The sequence below is a fragment of the Stenotrophomonas sp. NY11291 genome (assembly GCF_023277365.1).
Taxonomy (GTDB): Bacteria; Pseudomonadota; Gammaproteobacteria; order Xanthomonadales; family Xanthomonadaceae; genus Stenotrophomonas; species Stenotrophomonas geniculata.
The window spans coordinates 1266074-1284337 of sequence record NZ_CP096975.1 but is presented as its reverse complement, the minus strand read 5'-3'; the positions used below and the strand labels follow the sequence as shown (position 1 = coordinate 1284337).

At 67.5% G+C, this 18264-nt stretch carries 18 protein-coding genes; 11 read left to right on the top strand and 7 right to left on the bottom strand.

What is annotated here, in order from left to right; genetic code table 11:
* Positions 1 to 180: 180 nt before the first annotated feature.
* The 10 genes from M1L61_RS06005 (at position 181) to M1L61_RS05960 (ending at position 10796) form a co-directional block, all read left to right on the top strand.
* Entirely contained in the window at positions 181 to 2373 is a 2193-nt protein-coding gene (locus tag M1L61_RS06005) for a TonB-dependent siderophore receptor (RefSeq protein ID WP_053442664.1), read from the top strand.
* Positions 2374 to 2563: 190 nt separating this feature from the next.
* Positions 2564 to 4207, top strand: a complete 1644-nt coding sequence (gene mdcA / locus M1L61_RS06000) for a malonate decarboxylase subunit alpha (RefSeq protein WP_248854446.1) — start codon at positions 2564 to 2566, stop codon at positions 4205 to 4207.
* A 10-nt stretch (positions 4208 to 4217) separates the two neighbouring features.
* Positions 4218 to 4538, top strand: coding sequence for a malonate decarboxylase acyl carrier protein (gene mdcC, locus M1L61_RS05995; protein WP_043396784.1), 321 nt, complete (start codon positions 4218 to 4220; stop codon positions 4536 to 4538).
* The gene (locus tag M1L61_RS05990) at positions 4535 to 5443 is read left to right on the top strand and encodes a biotin-independent malonate decarboxylase subunit beta (protein ID WP_197653808.1); all 909 of its coding nucleotides are present in this window, start codon (positions 4535 to 4537) and stop codon (positions 5441 to 5443) included. Before mdcC ends, M1L61_RS05990 begins: the two co-directional genes overlap by 4 nt.
* Positions 5440 to 6150, top strand: coding sequence for a biotin-independent malonate decarboxylase subunit gamma (mdcE, locus tag M1L61_RS05985; RefSeq protein ID WP_197653809.1), 711 nt, complete (start codon positions 5440 to 5442; stop codon positions 6148 to 6150). The genes M1L61_RS05990 and mdcE overlap by 4 nt, the downstream gene beginning before the upstream one ends.
* Complete coding sequence (gene mdcG, locus M1L61_RS05980) at positions 6143 to 6784, top strand: malonate decarboxylase holo-[acyl-carrier-protein] synthase (protein ID WP_197653810.1); 642 nt, start codon at positions 6143 to 6145, stop codon at positions 6782 to 6784. Before mdcE ends, mdcG begins: the two co-directional genes overlap by 8 nt.
* Positions 6781 to 7638 (top strand): triphosphoribosyl-dephospho-CoA synthase MdcB, encoded by an 858-nt coding sequence (mdcB, locus tag M1L61_RS05975; RefSeq protein WP_197653811.1) that lies wholly within the window; start codon positions 6781 to 6783, stop codon positions 7636 to 7638. Before mdcG ends, mdcB begins: the two co-directional genes overlap by 4 nt.
* The gene (gene mdcH / locus M1L61_RS05970) at positions 7635 to 8555 is read left to right on the top strand and encodes a malonate decarboxylase subunit epsilon (protein ID WP_248854445.1); all 921 of its coding nucleotides are present in this window, start codon (positions 7635 to 7637) and stop codon (positions 8553 to 8555) included. Before mdcB ends, mdcH begins: the two co-directional genes overlap by 4 nt.
* 97 nt (positions 8556 to 8652) lie before the next feature.
* Positions 8653 to 10020, top strand: a complete 1368-nt coding sequence (locus M1L61_RS05965) for an SLC13 family permease (RefSeq protein WP_248854444.1) — start codon at positions 8653 to 8655, stop codon at positions 10018 to 10020.
* Between the two features lie 56 nt (positions 10021 to 10076).
* Positions 10077 to 10796, top strand: coding sequence for a GntR family transcriptional regulator (locus M1L61_RS05960; protein ID WP_019336976.1), 720 nt, complete (start codon positions 10077 to 10079; stop codon positions 10794 to 10796).
* Between the two features lie 110 nt (positions 10797 to 10906).
* On the opposite strand, the gene M1L61_RS05955 is transcribed toward M1L61_RS05960, so the two are convergent.
* The gene (locus tag M1L61_RS05955) at positions 10907 to 11239 is read right to left on the bottom strand and encodes a hypothetical protein (protein ID WP_010483427.1); all 333 of its coding nucleotides are present in this window, start codon (positions 11237 to 11239) and stop codon (positions 10907 to 10909) included.
* 151 nt (positions 11240 to 11390) lie between these two features.
* Between M1L61_RS05955 and M1L61_RS05950 the strand changes: the two genes are divergently transcribed.
* A complete protein-coding gene (locus tag M1L61_RS05950; protein ID WP_010483429.1) occupies positions 11391 to 12338 on the top strand; it encodes a nucleoside hydrolase in 948 nt (315 codons plus the stop codon).
* 4 nt (positions 12339 to 12342) lie between these two features.
* Here the strand turns inward: M1L61_RS05950 and M1L61_RS05945 are convergent, their stop codons facing one another.
* The 6 genes from M1L61_RS05945 to M1L61_RS05920 form a co-directional block, all read right to left on the bottom strand.
* Positions 12343 to 13602 (bottom strand): MFS transporter, encoded by a 1260-nt coding sequence (locus M1L61_RS05945; protein WP_010483431.1) that lies wholly within the window; start codon positions 13600 to 13602, stop codon positions 12343 to 12345.
* Positions 13603 to 13680: 78 nt separating this feature from the next.
* Positions 13681 to 14694, bottom strand: coding sequence for a hypothetical protein (locus M1L61_RS05940; RefSeq protein ID WP_248854443.1), 1014 nt, complete (start codon positions 14692 to 14694; stop codon positions 13681 to 13683).
* Positions 14695 to 14777: 83 nt separating this feature from the next.
* Entirely contained in the window at positions 14778 to 16091 is a 1314-nt protein-coding gene (locus M1L61_RS05935) for a HAMP domain-containing sensor histidine kinase (protein WP_248854442.1), read from the bottom strand.
* Positions 16088 to 16828, bottom strand: a complete 741-nt coding sequence (locus M1L61_RS05930; RefSeq protein WP_248854441.1) for a response regulator — start codon at positions 16826 to 16828, stop codon at positions 16088 to 16090. Before M1L61_RS05930 ends, M1L61_RS05935 begins: the two co-directional genes overlap by 4 nt.
* A 57-nt stretch (positions 16829 to 16885) precedes the next feature.
* A complete protein-coding gene (locus M1L61_RS05925) occupies positions 16886 to 17431 on the bottom strand; it encodes a redoxin domain-containing protein (protein ID WP_159359896.1) in 546 nt (181 codons plus the stop codon).
* 3 nt (positions 17432 to 17434) lie between these two features.
* A complete protein-coding gene (locus tag M1L61_RS05920) occupies positions 17435 to 18229 on the bottom strand; it encodes an alpha/beta hydrolase (protein WP_010483441.1) in 795 nt (264 codons plus the stop codon).
* Between the last annotated feature and the right edge of the window lie 35 nt (positions 18230 to 18264).

The window sequence follows — 18264 nt, the reverse complement described above, 5'->3', positions numbered from 1 at the left end:
CTGGTGCCGGAAAGCCGATGCACGATGACGCGAATTGTAATGTTGTTAAGAATTATTTACATTTGCGTCCTACGCAGTGACCGCGCCCCCTCCCAGATGGACCTGATGTGCCCGAAGCCGCCGCCCCGGGTACTGGACGACTGCTGCCGCCCTTCCCCGCTTCCAAGCCTCGAGCCCACCATGTCCCTGACCCTGCGTAACCGCCTGCCCCGCCGCGCGCTGCTGCCGGCTGCCCTGCTTTCGTCGTTGTCCCTGCTGGCCGCGCCCAGCGCGTTCGCCGCCGCCGATGGTGCTGCCGATGCCAAGACCCTGGACCGTGTCAGCGTGCGTGCCGAGCAGTCCGCTCCGCCATCCAGCACCACCCGCCTGCCGATCACCCTGCAGGAAACCCCGCAGTCGGCCACTGCAATCAGCCTCAAGCGCCTGCAGGACGAATCGCTGTTCAGCATCAACGATGTGATGCGCAACGTGACCGGCGTCAGCGTGTCCTTCTATGACACGCAGCGCCCGCTGTACTACGCGCGCGGCTTCGCCATCACCGACTTCCAGGTAGACGGCATTCCCACCTACAGCGGCTCCACCAACCAGGAATACGACACCGCCTTCTACGACCGCATCGAAGTGATCCGCGGCGCCAACGGCCTGCTCAGTGGCGCCGGCGTGCCGTCGGCCACGGTCAACCTGCTGCGCAAGCGCCCGGGCAAGGAGTTCGATGCCTCGTTCGCGGTCAGCGCCGGCAGCTGGGACTATCGGCGCATGGAGGCGGACGTGACCGCGCCGCTGACCGATGACGGCCGTTTCCGCAGCCGCGTGGTCGCCGCCTATACCGATCGTGGCCTGTATTACGACCGTTACGATGAGAACAAGATGGCCGGCATGGCGGTGCTGGAAGGCGACGTCACCGACAGCACCACCATCACCCTCGGTTACCAGAGCCAGGACAACAACCCCACCGGTTCAACCTGGGGCACCGTGCCGTTCTTCGACAACCAGGGCAACTTCGCCCACCTGCCGCGTTCGACCAACCTGTCGCCGAAGTGGAGCTACTGGAAGCGCGAGAGCAACACCGCGTTCGCCAACCTGGAACAGCGCTTCGGTGACAACTGGCTGCTGAAGATCAACACCGCCTACACCCGTGGCAACGTGCAGAACGTGCGCCTGTACGGCACCGGCAACCCGGACCCGGTGACCGGCTCGGGCATCTTCCTGCGCGCGGCCGCCGGCGATTCCAAGGACACCCGTCGCAATGTCGATGCCTACCTGTCCGGCAGCTTCGACCTGTTCGGTCGCGAGCACGACCTCACCGTTGGCGCGCAGTGGTCGGACCTGGAAGGCACGACGAATACCCTCGCGCTGAACTACCCGACCGACTGGGCGCGCTGTGGCAGCGAACGCTGCTACTACATCCCCAATGTGTACAGCTGGAACGGCGACATCTCCGAAGTGACCTACCGCCGCACCGGCGCGCGCCGCGTGGCCAGGACTACGCAGAGTGGTGTCTACCTGGCCACCCGCCTGCGCCTGGCCGATCCGCTGTCGCTGATTGCAGGCGCGCGCCTGAGCCGCTGGGAAACCCTCAGCCGCTCGTACAACGCCGCAGGCGCCTACACCGGCACCAGCGGTGCGTACAAGGTGAGCGATGAAGTCACCCCGTACGTGGGCCTGGTCTACGACATCACTCCGAACGTGTCGGCCTATGCCAGCTACACCGAGATCTTCAACCCGCAGAACTTCAAGGACCGCAACGAGAACCTGCTGGCACCGGTGCAGGGCTCGAACCTGGAAGCAGGCATCAAGACCCAGTGGCTGGATGGCCGCCTGACCGCCAATGCCGCCGTGTTCGAGGCCAAGCAGGACAACTACGCGGTGCGCGACATGGGCGTGCCGGAAGGTTCGCTCAGCGATGGCACCTCCGCCTACGTCGGCGTCAACGGCACCAAGGCGCGCGGCTGGGAGATGGACGTCAACGGCGAGATCCTGCCGGGCTGGACGGTCAATGCCGGCTACACCCACGTCAAGGTCACCCGAGCGGCTACCGACCTGCTGTACGCCAATCCGCCGAAGGATCTGTTGCAGCTCAACACCCAGCTGCAGCTGCGCGGCGCGCTGGAACGCCTGAGCGTTGGCGGCGGCCTGCAGTGGCAGAGCAAGGTGCAGGGCTACAACATCGCCTACCCGCTGGGCGGCACGGTCACGGTGAACCAGCCGGCCTACATGCTGGTGCAGTTCAATGCCAACTACCGCATCAGCGACAGCTGGACCGCAACGCTGAGCGTGCGCAACGCACTGGACAAGACCTACTGGGCGAATCTGGACTACAACAACTACGGCGAACCGCGCTTCGTGTCGGCCAGCCTGCGCTGGAAGTTCTGAGCCACCCGCGAACCGGTGGGTGCCTGGTGGGTGCCGACCGTTGGTCGGCACGCCCTCCGCCACGACCCACCGTCGTGGCCTACCTGAATGGGCCCGCCTTCGTGCGGGCCCTTCGTTTTGCTGCACTGCAGGTTGCACTCCTCTTCATAATTATGCCGTAATTACATCTACACCAATCGGAAGCCGGTCGATGAACCCGAGCTGGGATACGTTGGAACGCAGCCGCCAGGCCCGCCTGGAACGTGCCGCGCCGTGGGCCCGGGGACGCGAGGTCGCCGCCACCGATGTGGGCGAGCTGCTGCACGCACTGCTGGAGCCAGGCGACAAGGTCTGCCTGGAGGGCAACAACCAGAAGCAGGCCGACTTCCTCGCCCAGGCCCTGGCCGACCTCGACCCGGCACGGGTGCACGACCTGCACATGGTGCAGTCGGTGCTGTCGCTGCCCTCGCACCTGGATGTATTCGAGCGTGGTATCGCTTCGAAACTGGACTTCTCGTTCTCTGGCCCGCAGTCGGTGCGGTTGGCCAACCTGGTGGCTGAAGGGCGCATCCAGATCGGTGCCATCCACACCTACCTGGAACTGTTCGGCCGCTACTTCATCGACCTGACCCCGCGCGTGGCCCTGGTCGCCGCGCAGGCCGCAGACCGCCACGGCAACCTCTACACCGGCCCGAACACCGAAGACACGCCGGTGATCGTCGAAGCCACCGCCTTCGGTGGCGGCATCGTCATTGCCCAGGTCAACGAAATCGTCGACACCCTCCCCCGCGTCGACATTCCCGCTGACTGGGTCAACTTCGTGGTGCAGGCACCGAAGCCGAACCATATCGAACCGCTGTTCACCCGCGACCCGGCGCAGATCTCCGAGATCCAGGTGTTGATGGCGATGATGGCCATCAAGGGCATCTACGCCGAGTACGGCGTGAACCGCCTCAACCATGGCATCGGCTTCGATACGGCGGCCATCGAACTGCTGCTCCCCACCTACGCCGAATCGCTCGGCCTGAAGGGAAAGATCTGCCAGCACTGGGCACTGAACCCACACCCGGCACTGATTCCGGCCATTGAATCGGGCTTCGTGAAGTCGGTGCACTCATTCGGTTCGGAACTGGGCATGGAGAAATACATCGCGGCGCGAGGCGATGTGTTCTTCACCGGCGCCGATGGCTCGATGCGTTCCAACCGCGCGTTCTCGCAGACCGCCGGCCTGTATGCCTGCGACATGTTCATCGGTTCCACACTGCAGGTAGACCTGCAGGGCAACAGCTCCACCGCCACCCGCGATCGCATCGCCGGCTTCGGCGGTGCACCGAACATGGGCTCGGATGCACGTGGTCGCCGCCATGCCAGCGACGCCTGGATCAAGGCCGGCCAGCAGGCCGCGCGCCCGGGCGAGATGCCGCGCGGGCGCAAGCTGGTGGTGCAGATGGTGGAGACCTTCCGCGAGCACATGGCGCCAGCCTTCGTTGAACGTCTTGATGCCTGGGAACTGGCCGAGCGCGCGGACATGCCGCTGCCGCCGGTGATGATCTATGGTGACGACGTCAGCCACGTGCTGACCGAGGAAGGCATCGCCAACCTGCTGCTGTGCCGCACGCCGGAAGAACGCGAGCAGGCGATCCGCGGCGTGGCCGGCTACACCGCCGTCGGCCTCGGCCGGGACCGCGCGATGGTGGAAAACCTGCGCGACCGCGGCGTGATCCGCCGCCCCGATGACCTGGGCATCTCTGTGCGCGATGCCAGCCGTGACCTGCTGGCGGCGCGTTCGGTGAAGGACCTGGTGCGCTGGTCCGGCGGACTGTACGACCCGCCCAAGCGCTTCCGCAACTGGTAAAGGGCTGAGCATGGAAACCCTCGACTATCGATTCGAAGGACACACTGCGGTGCAGTTTCCGCGCGATGCGGTGCTGGTCGGCGTACTGGCCTCGGGCAACCTGGAAATCCTGCTGGAGCCGGCGGCGCAGGACGGCGCGATGACGGTACGCATCATCACCGCCGCACAGGGCTTCGGGAACGTGTGGCAAGCGGTGATCAGCGACTTCGCAGAGCGTCATCCGCTGCGCGATGTACGCATCTCGATCAACGATGCGGGTGCAACTCCGGCGGTGGTCAGCCTGCGACTGGACCAGGCCGTGGAAACCCTGCTCAGTGGAGATGCACGATGAACCGGACGCAGCGCCACAGTTACTACGAAGCCGATGCGCGCGAGCGCATCGCCGGATTGATCGACGCGGGTTCGTTCAGCGAATTCCTCGGCCCGGCGCGGCGGCTGATGAGCCCCCACCTGGCGCAGCTCGATCAGCCTGCGGCCTTCGACGATGGCATCGTCGTCGGCGAAGCCACGCTGCAGGGAAGACGCGTGCTGCTGGCCGCACAGCAGGGTGAATTCATGGGCGGCGGCGTGGGCGAGGTGCATGGCGCCAAGTTGACCGGGCTGCTGCGCCGTGCGGCGGCAACCCGCCCTGACGGTGTGCTGCTCCTGCTCGACACCGGCGGCGTGCGCCTGCACGAAGCCAATGCAGGGCTCATCGCCATTTCCGAGATCATGCGCGCCACCCTGGCCGCGCGTGCAGCGGGCGTGCCGGTGATCGCGCTGATCGGCAGCGGTAACGGCGCCTTCGGCGGCATGGGCATCGTGGCCCGCTGCTGCAGCACGGTCATCATGTCCGAAGAAGGACGCCTGTCGCTGTCCGGGCCGGAAGTGATCGAGACCGTGCGTGGCGTGGAAGAGTTCGATTCCCGCGACCGCGCACTGGTCTGGCGCGTGACCGGTGGCAAGCACCGCTACCTGATCGACCAGGCACAGGTGCTGGTACCCGATGCCATCGAGGCCTTCGCGCATGCGGCATTCGATGCGCTGCAGCCCGATACCCGCAGCATCGATTCAGATACTGCACTGGCCGCGCTGCAGGAACGCCATGTGGCATTGAAGGCGCGCGTGCAGGCCTGGAGCGATTGCCGCGATGGACTGGAGATCTGGACCCGCCAGGGCATCGCCGAGCCCGAGCGCCTGCCGCTGCTGGACACCGATGCCTTCCTTGCCGCCACCGCCGACCGGAGCCTGCCATGAGCGCCCCGCTGCAGACGCTGCTCGACGCCCTGTTCCCGCGCGGCCACCGCATCGACATCCACGATTCGGTGCTGACCGGCACGGCTACCACCGAGGATGGCGAAGTGACAGTGATCGGCACCACCGACCGCATCGAGGTCGGCGTCGACCACGCGCTGGCCCTGGCCGGGATGGTGCTGGCCAGCACCCGCGCACATCCTCAGCGGCCGATCGTGATGCTGGTGGATACCGCCGGCCAGCGCCTGGCGCGGCGCGACGAACTGCTTGGCATCAATGGTTACTTTGCGCATCTCGCGCAGACGCTCGATCTGGCACGCCGCCGTGGTGCGCAACTGGTCACGCTGGTCTACGGTGAATCCGTCAGTGGCGGCTTCCTCTCATTCGGTCTGATGGCCGACCACATCCACGCCCTGCCCGATGCACAGGTGCGGGTGATGGACCTGCGCGCGATGGCACGGGTGACCAAGCAGCCGCTGGAGAAGCTGCAGTCGCTCAGCCAGGCCTCACCGGTGTTCGCACCGGGCGTGGAAAACTACGTAGCGATGGGTGCGGTGGACTCGATCTGGAACGGCAACCTGGCCGCCCACCTGCTGCAGGCACTGCGCACGCCCGCCGATGGCGACCGCCGCGCCGTGCGCGGAGCCGAACGTGGCGGGCGCATGCTGGCCGCACGCGTGGCTGCTGCCGTGAGCCAGGGCGATGCCTGAGCGGCTGCCCCGCCATACGCTGGTCTGGCTGTCAGCGCACGCCGGCTGGCAGGCGGACATTGCCGCGCATGAGTCGCGCTTGGCCGATTGGTTTGCGCAGGGCCGGCCGGCCATCGTCGCGCGACGTGCCGCCGATGATGCGGACCCGCGCCTGCGTCTGGGCGTGCCGCTACCGCCCGCCGAGGGCAAACTGCGCCTGGCCCTGCGCGTACGAGCACACGATGTGCTGCGCACCGCGCCGCCGCCGACACTTCAGACGGTGCTGGAAGGCGACGTTCCACAGGACTGGCAGCGGCCCCTTGAAGTGCTGCAGAAAATCGCTGGGGCGCGCGTAATCGGTGCCTTCGCGTGGCAGCACCTCACTGGCCTGCGCTATGTGCACGCGCGCTCGGACGTCGATCTGCTGTGGCCGATCGACACCACCGCGCAGGCCGATGCCCTGGCTGCACGGCTACAGGCATGGGAAGCCGAACACGACCGGCGGGTCGATGGCGAGCTGTGCCTGGGCGGCGACGCCGCCGTGAACTGGCGCGAGTACGCCGGACGCAGCCGCGAGGTACTGGTCAAGCGCCTCGATGGTGCCGCTCTGGAACTGCGCGAGGCGTTGTTCGCCTCCACCGGGGTGAGCGCATGAACGCCGTCGTGCAACCGGCGGCCAGGCCGGCAGCTGCCGTGAACAGCGCGCGACTGGGGCGCCTCGCCATCGCCAGCCTGCACGCGGAGCTGGCACTGGCGCCCAAGCCCGGACTGGTCACACCCTTCGACACCGGCAGCCATGGCGACATGGACGCCGGCACGTTCCTGCGCAGCCTGTTCGCGCTGCGCCACTATTTCACCGCCGTGGCATACCTCGGTGCAGCCGGGGCGGACTTCGACGCCTTGCGCCGGTGTGGCATCGCCGCCGAAACCGCGATGCTGCGCGCGACCGCCGGCATCAATACCCACCGTGGCGCGGTCTTCAGTCTCGGCCTGCTGGTGGCGGCCGCCGCGGCCTGTCGCTCCCACCTGGGCCATGCCGCCACGGGTGAGCAGGTCTGCCAGGAAGTGCGCCGTTGGGCTGCCGAGCTCGCCGACGCACCTCTGGATGCGAACAGCCCTGGCCAGCGCGCGCGCGCCCGACACGGCGTGCAAGGTGTGCGCGAACAAGCGGCCACCGGCTACCCGCTGCTGCGCGACGTGGCACTGCCTACCCTGCGCCACGCACTGGCCAGCGGCCTGCCACGCGAGGCCGCGATGTGCCAGACCCTGATGCAGCTGATCGCGTGCGTGGATGACCTCAACCTGCTGCACCGTGGCGGCGCCGACGGCCTGCGCTGGGCCCAGCGGCAGGCGCGCCGTTTTCTGCAGGGCGGCGGTACCTTCGTACCCGGCTGGCAGGCACGCCTGCACGGCATCGGTGAGCGCTTCGTCGCACGCCGCCTGAGCCCTGGTGGCAGTGCTGATCTGCTTGCCTGCAGCTGGTTCCTGCTGCAGCAGGAGGGCGTATGAGCCTTGCCCTGCTCTGCCCCGGGCAAGGCGCGCAGCACGCCGCGATGTTCGAGCACGTGCGCGATCTGCCTGCCGCGCGCAACGTCCTGGAGGCTGCCAGCGCAGTGCTTGGACGCGATGTGTTCGCGGCGGCCGCTGACGAATCGCGCTTCGGCAATGCACTCGCGCAGCCCCTGCTGTGTGCAGCCAGCCTCGCGCACTGGCAGGGACTTCGCGAAGCGGTGCAAGCACCGGTGCTGGTGGCCGGCTACAGCATCGGTGAACTGGCCGCGCATGTGGTTGCCGGCAGCGTTGATGCGAGCACCTGCCTGAGCCTGGCCGCGCAGCGCGCGCGGCTGATGGATGCCGCCAGCCCTGCCGATGCAGGCATGCAGGCCGTGCTGGGGCTGGAGCGCCATACCCTGCAGCCGCTGTGTGATGCACACGGCGCACATGTGGCCATCGCCAACGGCCGCGATCACTTCATCGTCGGCGGCACGCAGGCCGCTCTGCAGGCGCTGGCCGATGACGCTCGCGCGCAGGGTGCGGAGATCCGCCCGCTGCCGGTGCATGTGCCCGCGCATACGCCGCTGCTCCGCTCTGCTGTCGCAGCGTTCGCCGCCGCACTCGATGCCTCGGCGCTGCAGGGCCCACGCCTGCCGCTGCTGGCCGGCATCGATGCGCGTCCGGTGCGGGATCGCGCAACGGCGGTCCACACGCTGTCGTTGCAACTGGCGCAGACCATCGAGTGGGCGCAGGTGATGCGCCAGGCCTACGAGCGCGGTGCGCGGGTGTTCCTGCAGCTGGGCCCGGGCAATGCCTTGGCCCGCATGGTCGCGTCCGATTATCCGTGCTGCGAGGTGCGCGCGGTGGAGGAATTCCAGAGCCTTGACGGCGCGGCGGGCTGGGTCCGCAACGCGCTGGAGCGGCTGCAGTAACGGGTTCGAGCAGTACGCAACACGCAGTACGTCGCCTTACCCCGGGATGGCGGGTCTCCATCCGCGCTGTACGTGAGTCACGTGTCTGGGAGGGCGCATGAGTCCACAAATCGCAACGATCATCGGTCTGGTGATCATGTTCATCGTCGCCACGGCGATGCCGATCAACATGGGCGCCGTCGCCTTCGCGCTGGCCTTCATCATCGGTGGGCTGTGGGTCGACATGGGCGGCAAGGAGGTCCTGGCCGGCTTTCCCGGCGATCTGTTCCTGACCCTGGTCGGCATCACCTACCTGTTCGCCATCGCGCAGAAGAACGGTACCATCGACCTGCTGGTGCACTGGGCGGTGAAAGCGGTACGCGGCCATATCGTGGCCATTCCGTGGGTGATGTTCGTCATCACCGCGGTCCTCACCGCCTTCGGCGCACTCGGCCCCGCCGCGGTGGCGATCATCGGGCCGGTCGCGCTGCGCTTTGCCAAGCAATACAATATCAACCCGCTGATGATGGGCCTGCTGGTCATCCACGGTGCGCAGGCCGGCGGCTTCTCGCCCATCAGCGTGTACGGCAGCATCACCAACGGCGTGGTGCAGAAGGCCGGGCTTGAAGTGACCGAGATGGCGGTGTTCCTGACCAGCCTGGGCTTCAACTTCATGATGGCGACGATCTGCTTCTTCGCCTTCGGTGGCATCGCCCTGCTGCGTCGCGGCTCGATCACCGCAGCAGGAATGATCGGCACTGCCGAACTGGCGATGGCCGGCGGCCCGCAGGCGTCGTCGCGCCAGTTCGCGATCGAAGGCCATGGCGCGCTGGTCGCGGCAGGCGGCGGCACGCTCAGCAATGATCCGGCGGCACTGGATGCGGTGAGCCTGACCCGCGAGCGGTTGTTCACCCTGATCGGCCTGCTCGGCCTGGGCGTGGCCGCGTTGATCTACAACCTCAACGTCGGCCTGGTCTCGATCACCGTGGCGGTGGCGCTGGCGCTGTTGTCGCCACAAAGCCAGAAGGGTGCGGTCGATGGCATCAGCTGGTCCACCGTGCTGCTGATCTGCGGCGTGGTGACCTACATCGGCGTGCTGGAACATGCCGGCGCGGTGGACTTCATCGGCAATGGTGTGTCCGACATCGGCATCCCGCTGCTCGGTGCACTGCTGGTCTGCTATGTCGGTGGCATCGTCTCTGCATTCGCTTCGTCGGCCGCAGTGCTGGGCGCCACGATTCCGCTGGCGGTGCCGTTCCTGATGCAGGGCCACCTCAGCGCCGCCGGCGTGATCTGCGCGCTGGCGGTGTCGTCCACCATCGTCGATGTCAGCCCGTTCTCCACCAATGGCGCACTGGTGGTGGCCTCGGCCGCGAAGGAAGAACGCGAGACCCTGTTCCGCCGCTTCCTGGTCTACAGCGGGCTGGTGGTCGCGCTGGGGCCGCTGCTGGCCTGGCTGGTGTTCGTGGTGCCAGGCTGGATGTAACCGCCATCGGGTCGTGCCGGCCGCTGCCCGGCGCGACCTGGCGTTACACTCTGCGCATGGCCATTGCCCCTGCCCCGCGGTCACCGAAGAAGCGCGCACCTCTGTACGAAGAGGTGGCCGAACACGTGCGCGAGCGCATCTATGACTATCGCCTGCCGCCGGGCGAGTGGATCGACGAGCCCGCGCTGTGCGAAGAACTGGGCATCAGCCGCACACCGCTACGCGAGGCCCTGAAGCTGCTGGCCGCTGAAGGCCTGGTGCAGATCGATGCGGGTCGTGGCAGCAGGGTCACGCGACTGACGCTGGAAGACCTCAACCAGCTGTTTCCGGTGATGGCGATGCTGGAAGGCCGCTGCGCGCACGAGGCGGTGAAGCACATCGACGATGCCGGTGTGCAGCAGCTGGAAGACCTGCATGCAGCAATGGAGACGGCAGCGGCCGAAGGCAACATCGCCGAGTACTACCGCAACAACTACCTCATTCACGAGACCGTGCAACATTACGCCGGCAACCCGTGGCTGATCCGGATCACCCACGACCTGCACCGCATCCTGAAGATGCACCGTGGCCGCCAGTTGCTGACCCCGGGCCGCACCGCGCAGTCGCTGGCAGAGCACCGCGAACTGATGGAGTGCTTCCGCAGGCGTGACGCCGCTGCCGCCGAACGCACCATGGAGCGCCACCTGCTCAGCCAGGGTCAGGCGTTGGCCGCCTATGTCGCGGCAGGCGGGTTGTTGAATGTGCCGGCGCCGCTGCCGACCGAAGGCGGCGGCTGAGCGGGCCGTCGTCGCTTTTGTAGAGTCGAGCCATGCTCGACTGCTGTTCAATCAAGCACCGCGGCGTTGGAGCGAAGTGCAGTCGAGCATGGCTCGACTCTACAGAGATCTCAGTCGCTGCTGCTGCCACCACCACCGTCACTGCTGCCGCCGTCGCTTCCACAGTCGGAGCTGCTGTGGTTGTGCTGGCTGTGGTTGTCGCCGGAATGCCCGCCCGAATGATCGTAGGCACCGCCGAGACCGTTGTCCCCCCGGCTTCCCGAGCCATCGGCGGTGGCCACCGCCATGCACAGGATCGCGCCGACCAGGGGCAGCAGCCAGATCAGCAGCAGCTGCACCGTCCGGCCGCCCGCCGACAGGCCATCACGCCTGACGATCACCACGGTAGCCACCACGTTCAGGCCCAGCACCAGCAGGACCAGCAGAAGGGCAACGATCAGCATGCGGCGACTCCGTGCCTGGACTGGGGGCATTATGGCCTGCCACCCCGGCAATGGCCCTGCCTGTCATGAAGATGGGACAATGTAGGGCGCGCCGGCCTGTCTCCGGGCCGCCGGCGCCCCCCGCACCACACGGAAGAAGAAGAACAACAACATGCTGAAAGTCATTTTCGATACCGACCCGGGCGTCGACGACGCCCTGGCCCTGCTGTACCTGCACAAGCACGCCCAGATCGACCTGATCGGCGTCACCACCACCTTCGGCAATGCCTCGGTGGAGTCGACCACGCACAATGCGCTGTACCTGAAGCAGGCCTGGGGCTTTGCCGCACCGGTCGCGCGCGGTGCCGGTGGCCCGCTGCAGCCGGAAGCCACCCCGGAGGCCTGGCCGGTGCACATCCATGGCCACAACGGCCTGGGCAACCACCCGGTGCCGGCCGAACTGGACGTGACCGCCGACGCGCGCCCCGCCCACCAGCTGATCATCGACCTGGTCCGCGCCCATCCGGGCGAGGTGACCCTGGTCGCGGTCGGCCGCATGACCAACCTGGCCCTGGCCCTGCAGCAGGCTCCGGACATCGCCAGCCTGGTGCGCGGCGTGGTGCTGATGGGCGGCGCCTTCCACGTCAACGGCAACATCACCCCGGCCGCCGAGGCCAACATCTGGGGTGACGCCGAAGCGGCCGACGTGGTGTTCACCACCGATTGGCCGGTCACCGCGATCGGCCTGGACGTGACCACCCGCGTGGAAATGGACCGTGATGGCCTGGATAAGCTGGCCGCACTCGGCGGCGCCGACGCCGAGCTGGTCCGTGCACTGTCGCAGGACTACGTGGACTTCTACCTGCAGGCCGGCCACAAGGGCATGGTCGTGCACGACTGCTGCGCCTGCATTGCCCTGACCCGTCCGGAGCTGTTCCAGTTCGAGCGTGCCAGCGTGCGCGTGGCCACCGACGGCGTTGCCCGTGGCATGACCATTCCGAAGCCGGAAGGCATGGGCTTCGGCCCCAGCGTGTGGGATGGCCACGTGCTGCAGTCCGTCGCCATCGGCGTGGATGCGGCCGCGGTACTGGCCGACATCGAGCAGACCCTGAAGGTCTGATCGGCTAGCGTCTGGCCCTGCCTGGGACGGTCTCGGGCAGGGTCCACAGCACCGGAAGCACCAGCACTGCCACCAGCGCGATCATCGCGCCCGGTGCCGCCGCCCAGCCGCTGCGTTCCACCCACCATTGCGCCAGCCAAGGCGTCGCGCCGCCGAACACCGCGGTGGCCATGGTCACACCCAGTGCCAACCCGCTGACCCGGCCTTCGCCCGGGAACTGCTCGGCCGTGGCCGGGGCCGCGACCGCACTGACACCACCGGCCACGCAGGCCAGCAGCACGGCGGCCAGCGCGATGCCCAGCGCCGTCGCCTGCGCCATCCACGCGAATAGGGACAGCGGCAGCAGCGCTGCCAGCACGGTCAGGCCCAGCAGCACCGGCCGTCGTCCGACGCGGTCGGACAATGCGCCGCACAGTGGCGTGATCGCGATCACCGCCACTGCCGCAATCGTCGACAGCCACAGCGCATCGGCTTCGTCATGACCCTGCGCATGCAGGAACGACGGCACGTAGGTGATGCCCACGTAGTAGGTGATCGAGCCCAGCGCCGAGATCGCGAAGGTGCGCGCCACTGCTGCGGGATGGTTGCGGAGCACATGCCGCAGCGGCGTGGCGGGAATGCTGCCCTCGCGCTGCTGGCGCTCGAACTCAGGCGATTCACGCATGCCCGACCGCGCAACCAGGATCACCAGTGCCAGCGCGGCACCGAAGAAGAACGGAATGCGCCAGCCCCAGCTGTCCAGCTGCGCGGTGGGCAGCAGCGCGACCGTGAGCGCGGAAATCGCCACCGCCAGCAGCGCCCCCACTTCGCTGGCTGCCGACGCCAACGAGGTCACCAGGCCTCGTCGCCGCACGGGTGCGCTTTCCAGCAGGTAGGCCACCACGCCGGTGTATTCGCCGCCCACCGAAAACGCCATCACGCAGCGCAGTACCAGCAGCAGCACGCCCGCCGTGGTGCCTGCGGTGGCCGCGGTTGGCAGCAGCGCAGTGGCCAGCATTGCCGCCGCCATCAACGCCATCGAAGCCAGCAGCATCCAGCGCCGGCCCAGGCGGTCGCCCAGGTGGCCGAAGCACAGCGCGCCCAGTGGACGCATCAGGTAGGACACCGCGAAGCCGGCAAGCGTGACGAGCAGCGCCTGCTCGCCACCACCGAAGAACACCCGCGACAACACCGTGGCGAAGTACAGGTACAGGGTGAAGTCGTACCACTCCACCACCGTGGACAGGCCGGCCACCCACATCGAGCGCTGCCGCGCCGCGGTCATTGCTTGTTCGCCTTCAACAGCCTCGTTCCCGTGGGTGCAGGTTCCTGGCAGGGTGTCACGACCCGGGTGAAATGCCGGTCATCGGCCATCCATCGGCTGCATGTACTGCGTCTCGTGCCCGGTGAAGCGCTCACCATCAAAGCCAAAGCAGAACCGCCCTTCCTCGAACGCGCGATAGACAAGCAACGCGCCATCCAGGCAGAACTGCTGCCGGTCTACGCCCGTTTCCAGGGTTCCGTAGCGGATGGCGTCTCCGCCCTTCTCCGCTGGCCCGGTGAAGGCATCGATCGGCAATGGCGTGGCGCGTCCGGTGCGGGTGTCGACCAGCACCACCGAGCGCTGGAAGAACCCGGGGCGATCATCGACCTGCACCAGCAGGTAGTGCTGGTTGAAGTTGGGCTTTTCGTTCCTGAGGGCTTCCTCGATGCGCGCCACGTGCTGCGCATCGCAGAAATTGATCGGGCTGTAGCGATAGCTGCATCCGTCGTGGTCGTAGGGCAGGTTCATGCCGGAATAGCTCACGCCTGCCTGGTCGCCCAGGTCGTCTCCCGGTTCCGGCGTGCTGCACAGCAGCCACGAGCGCTGTGCATCCTCGGGATCGGCCATCAATTTCGGCTCGCGTCCCGCCTCGTAGGCCGCACCACCCGGGAAATCCTGCCCGAACTGATGGCGGACAATCGAGCGTGCCCTCTCCAGCGGCAGGCCGATCTTCGCACCACGGAATGAAACGAACGTCATCGTCGGAAGGATCACCTCCTCCACCGGCAATCCTTTCCATTGCCCCCGCACGCAGAACGTGGCGATCTCGTTTTCCTCATCCACCTTGCAGGGTGTCGACGCGTCCTCGGCCAGCCAGGGATGGGCCGGACGCCCAGTCTGATGATCGATGTACCAGCCGTCCAGCGCGCAGGTCGGCAAGGCATCGAGGAGCGGAGAGAGGTCTGTTGCCGTGGCCGGGGCGGCAAGCGATGTGCCCGCTGCGGGTGTCCCGGTCAGCGCATCCGGTGTGCGCTGACATGCGGCCAGCACGAGTAGACCGACCAGCAGCGCGACGTGGCGCGCACGCTGGATTGAATGCTGCGTTCCCTGCATTGCGTGTTTCCTGGTTTCGACACCCGCTAGATGATCGCCGATCCCGAGGCCATGCAGGTGCGTGGATGCATTGACCCCGCCAGTTACCCCGGCAGCTGCAATTCGGCCCGCAGGCCACCGCCCTCACGGTTGTGCAGCCGCAGCGAGCCGCCCAGCGACTGCGCCAGCTGCACGGCGATGGCCAGACCCAGCCCGGTGCCGCCGGTATCGCGGTTGCGTGAGCTTTCCAGCCGATGGAACGGTGCCAGCACCGCCTGCAGCTGGTCCTCCGGGATGCCGGGGCCGCGGTCGGACACGCTGATCCACGGCCGGCCTGCTGCATCGCGCCCCGCCTCGATCTCGGCACTACCGGCGTAGCGCAACGCGTTGTCGACCAGGTTGCCGACCACCCGCCGCAGCGGCTGCGGCCAGGTCTGCACGGTCAGGCCTGTGGGTGCGCCACCACTGACCGCCTTGCCCATGTCTTCATAGTCGCCCACCACGCTGGCCAGGAACGCGCCAAGATCCATCGCCACTGGCGCGCCACTGGCCACGTGGCTGCTGCGCGCGTAGGCCACGCCTTCGCGCACCAGTTGCCCCAGGTGGTCCAGGTCATCCAGCAGGCGCTGCTGGGTGGCATCTTCGGGCAGGGTTTCCACGCGCAGCTTCATGCGCGTGATCGGCGTCTGCAGATCGTGCGAGATGGCCGCCAGAATCTGCAGCCGCTCGCTGACATGGCCACGGATCCGCGCCTGCAGTGCATTGAGCGCGGCTGCGGCCGTGCCCACTTCGGCGGGGCCGTCTTCGGGCAGCATCGGTGCGTCCTTGCCAGGCTGCAGTTGCTCGACGGCGTGCGAGAGCTGCCGCAGCGGGCGCAATGCCAGCCGCACCGCCAGCCAGGCGCATACCAGCAGCAGGGCCAGCTGCACCAGCAGCACGGCCGGCAGCCAGCGCGCCAGCGGCAGGCCCGACGGTGTGACTTCGATGGTCAACGGTGAACCGTCGTGCAGGCGCAGCTCCACTTCAAAACGTTCCGGCAGCCGTGCCACCTGCCGCGCCCGCAGCGGATAGCGGTGTTCCAGACTGTCATCGATGATGGCGGTGACCTGGCGCGCACGATCGGTTTCCAACGCCGGGCCGGCCTGTGCCGGGCGCAACAGGTAACGGTACGTGCGCCGCTCCAACCGCGGCACCCAGGCCTGGCGCTGGTCGGCCGGCAGGTGTTCCAGCAGGGCCACGCTCACTGCTGCATCCTCGTCCAGGTTGCGCAGCATCATGCTGCGGGTGGACTGGTAGCGTTCGTAGAACAACAGGCCGAAGGACAGCGCATGGGCCAGGATCAAACCGCCCAGCAGCACCAGCAGCAGGCGCGCCGACAGCGTGCGCGGCCACGGCAGGCGGCGCGCGCGGGCGTTCATTCCTCCGGCCCCAGCAGCTGCACCGGCACGCTGAACACGTAGCCTTCGCTGCGCACGGTCTTGATGTAGGTGGGCTCACGCGCGTCATCGCCCAGGCGCTGGCGCACGCGGCTGACCAGGAGATCGATGGAACGATCGAACAGTTCTGCATCACGGCCCTGGGTAAGGCTGAGCAGCTGGTCGCGGCTGAGCACACGGTTGGCGTGGTCGAGAAACACGCGCAGCAGTCGGAATTCCGCACCGCTGAGCGGATAGGCGGTGTCCTGCGCATCCAGCAGATGGCGGGCAGTGGTATCCAGGCGCCAGTCGCCGAAGGCCAACTGGCGGCCGGCTTCACTCACCTGCAGGTTCGGCGGCAGCATCTGCGTGCGCCGGATCACCGCATTGATGCGCGCCAGCAGTTCGCGTGAGGAGAACGGCTTGGTCACGTAGTCATCGGCGCCCATTTCAAGGCCGATGATGCGGTCGGTTTCGTCGTCGCGGGCGGTCAGCAGCACCACCGGCACCGCGCGATGCTTGCCGGCACGCAGGTTGCGGCACAGGCTCAACCCGTCCTCGCCGGGCATCATCACGTTCAGCACCACCAGGTCCACCGCGTGGGTGTCCATCAGCGCGCGCATCGCACGGCCGCCATCGGCCTGGCTGACGCGCAGGCCGTTGCGCTGCAGGTAGTCGGCCAGCATCTGGCGGATCTCGCTGTCATCGTCGACGACAAGGATGTGCGGTACGTGGTTCATTGCGTTCTCGATGAAGACGGAGGTCAAGGCCGCGCGGCGCGGCCATGGTAGCGCGGCTCAGGGACTGGCCAGCAGGCGCTGGATCTCGCTTTCGGTACGTGCGTAATCGCCTTCACCGTAGTGGCGGTAGACCACCCTGCCCTGCCGGTCGACCAGGTAAAGCGCCGGCCAGAAGCGGTTGCCCCAGGCGTTCCAGATCCGGTACTGGTTGTCCTGCACCACCGGCCAGGTGATATCCAGCCGCGCGATGGCCTTGCGCACATTGCCGGGCAGGCCTTCGTAGGCGAACTCCGGAGTATGCACGCCGATCACCTGCAGCCCCTGCCGCGCGTAACGTGCATGCCACTGGTGCACATGCGGTGCCACGGTGAGACAGTTGCTGCAGGCGTAGGTCCAGAACTCGACCAGCACCACCTGCCCACGCAGTTGATTCAACGCGAGCGGTGGGCTGTTGTGCCAGGGCCCGCCGCCATCGAACCCGACAGCAGGAGCGGCCTGCGCCGGATGCGCACCGGCCTCCGGGCTGGGCCAGGCCATCAGCAGCGCAGCCCCACCCAGCAGGCCCAGCAGCAACGGCAGTACATACACACGCAGCGCGCCCATCGTTCAGCCTCCCTGCTCGGCCAGCGGCAGTTCGGCCGGCTTCACGCCTGCGGCTTCCAGAATGCTGTCAGCCACCTGAGCCGGGTGCGAGAGCAGCGACACATGGCTGCTGCCGATCGATTGCAGCTGCGCGCCAATGCGCTTTGCGGTGGCCGCCTGCAGTTGCGGCGACAACATGCGGTCGTCACGGCTGAGCACGTACCAGCTCGGCTTGCTGCGCCACGCGGCCACAGTGACGGACTCACCCAGCGCGCTGGCCTTCAATGGCACCTGCGTGCTGTACAACAGTGCAGCGGTCTTCTTCATCACATCCGGTGCGAAGTCCTGGGCGATGGCGTCGGCTGGCAGGGTCAGGTAGCCGTCCTTCTCCTGCAGGCGCGTCAGGCCCGGGCCGACCGGATAGCCCTCGCCCTGCTGTGCCGATGACTGCCCGGCATCCGGTGCGAATGCGGCCACGTACACCAGCGCCTGCACCTTGGGATCGTTGCCCGCTTCGGTGATGACCGTGCCGCCCCAGCTGTGGCCGACCAGCACGACCTTGCCCGGTGCGGCGGCAATCGCGCGACGGGTGGCGGCCACATCGTCGGCCAGCGAGGTGAGCGGGTTCTGCACGGCCACCGCAGGCAGTTTCCAGTCATGCAGGGTGGTGATGACCTTGTTCCAGCTGGAGCCATCGGCGAAGGCACCGTGGACCAGGATGACGGTGGGCGCGGCGCCGGCATCGGCCTCGGCGGCGAATGCCGGCGTCGCGACGCCGGCAAGGGCGAGGGCAGCGGCGAGCAGGGTGGTGCGGATCATGGGTGGCACTCCGGTGTTGGGAGTGTCCATTTCCG

Coding starts and splice junctions, on each gene's coding strand:
- M1L61_RS06005 (WP_053442664.1), top strand. CDS start 181: ATGTCCCTGACCCTGCGTAACCGCCTGCCCCGCCGCGCGCTGCTGCCG.
- mdcA (WP_248854446.1), top strand. CDS start 2,564: ATGAACCCGAGCTGGGATACGTTGGAACGCAGCCGCCAGGCCCGCCTG.
- mdcC (WP_043396784.1), top strand. CDS start 4,218: ATGGAAACCCTCGACTATCGATTCGAAGGACACACTGCGGTGCAGTTT.
- M1L61_RS05990 (WP_197653808.1), top strand. CDS start 4,535: ATGAACCGGACGCAGCGCCACAGTTACTACGAAGCCGATGCGCGCGAG.
- mdcE (WP_197653809.1), top strand. CDS start 5,440: ATGAGCGCCCCGCTGCAGACGCTGCTCGACGCCCTGTTCCCGCGCGGC.
- mdcG (WP_197653810.1), top strand. CDS start 6,143: ATGCCTGAGCGGCTGCCCCGCCATACGCTGGTCTGGCTGTCAGCGCAC.
- mdcB (WP_197653811.1), top strand. CDS start 6,781: ATGAACGCCGTCGTGCAACCGGCGGCCAGGCCGGCAGCTGCCGTGAAC.
- mdcH (WP_248854445.1), top strand. CDS start 7,635: ATGAGCCTTGCCCTGCTCTGCCCCGGGCAAGGCGCGCAGCACGCCGCG.
- M1L61_RS05965 (WP_248854444.1), top strand. CDS start 8,653: ATGAGTCCACAAATCGCAACGATCATCGGTCTGGTGATCATGTTCATC.
- M1L61_RS05960 (WP_019336976.1), top strand. CDS start 10,077: ATGGCCATTGCCCCTGCCCCGCGGTCACCGAAGAAGCGCGCACCTCTG.
- M1L61_RS05955 (WP_010483427.1), bottom strand. CDS start 11,239: ATGCTGATCGTTGCCCTTCTGCTGGTCCTGCTGGTGCTGGGCCTGAAC.
- M1L61_RS05950 (WP_010483429.1), top strand. CDS start 11,391: ATGCTGAAAGTCATTTTCGATACCGACCCGGGCGTCGACGACGCCCTG.
- M1L61_RS05945 (WP_010483431.1), bottom strand. CDS start 13,602: ATGACCGCGGCGCGGCAGCGCTCGATGTGGGTGGCCGGCCTGTCCACG.
- M1L61_RS05940 (WP_248854443.1), bottom strand. CDS start 14,694: ATGCAGGGAACGCAGCATTCAATCCAGCGTGCGCGCCACGTCGCGCTG.
- M1L61_RS05935 (WP_248854442.1), bottom strand. CDS start 16,091: ATGAACGCCCGCGCGCGCCGCCTGCCGTGGCCGCGCACGCTGTCGGCG.
- M1L61_RS05930 (WP_248854441.1), bottom strand. CDS start 16,828: ATGAACCACGTACCGCACATCCTTGTCGTCGACGATGACAGCGAGATC.
- M1L61_RS05925 (WP_159359896.1), bottom strand. CDS start 17,431: ATGGGCGCGCTGCGTGTGTATGTACTGCCGTTGCTGCTGGGCCTGCTG.
- M1L61_RS05920 (WP_010483441.1), bottom strand. CDS start 18,229: ATGATCCGCACCACCCTGCTCGCCGCTGCCCTCGCCCTTGCCGGCGTC.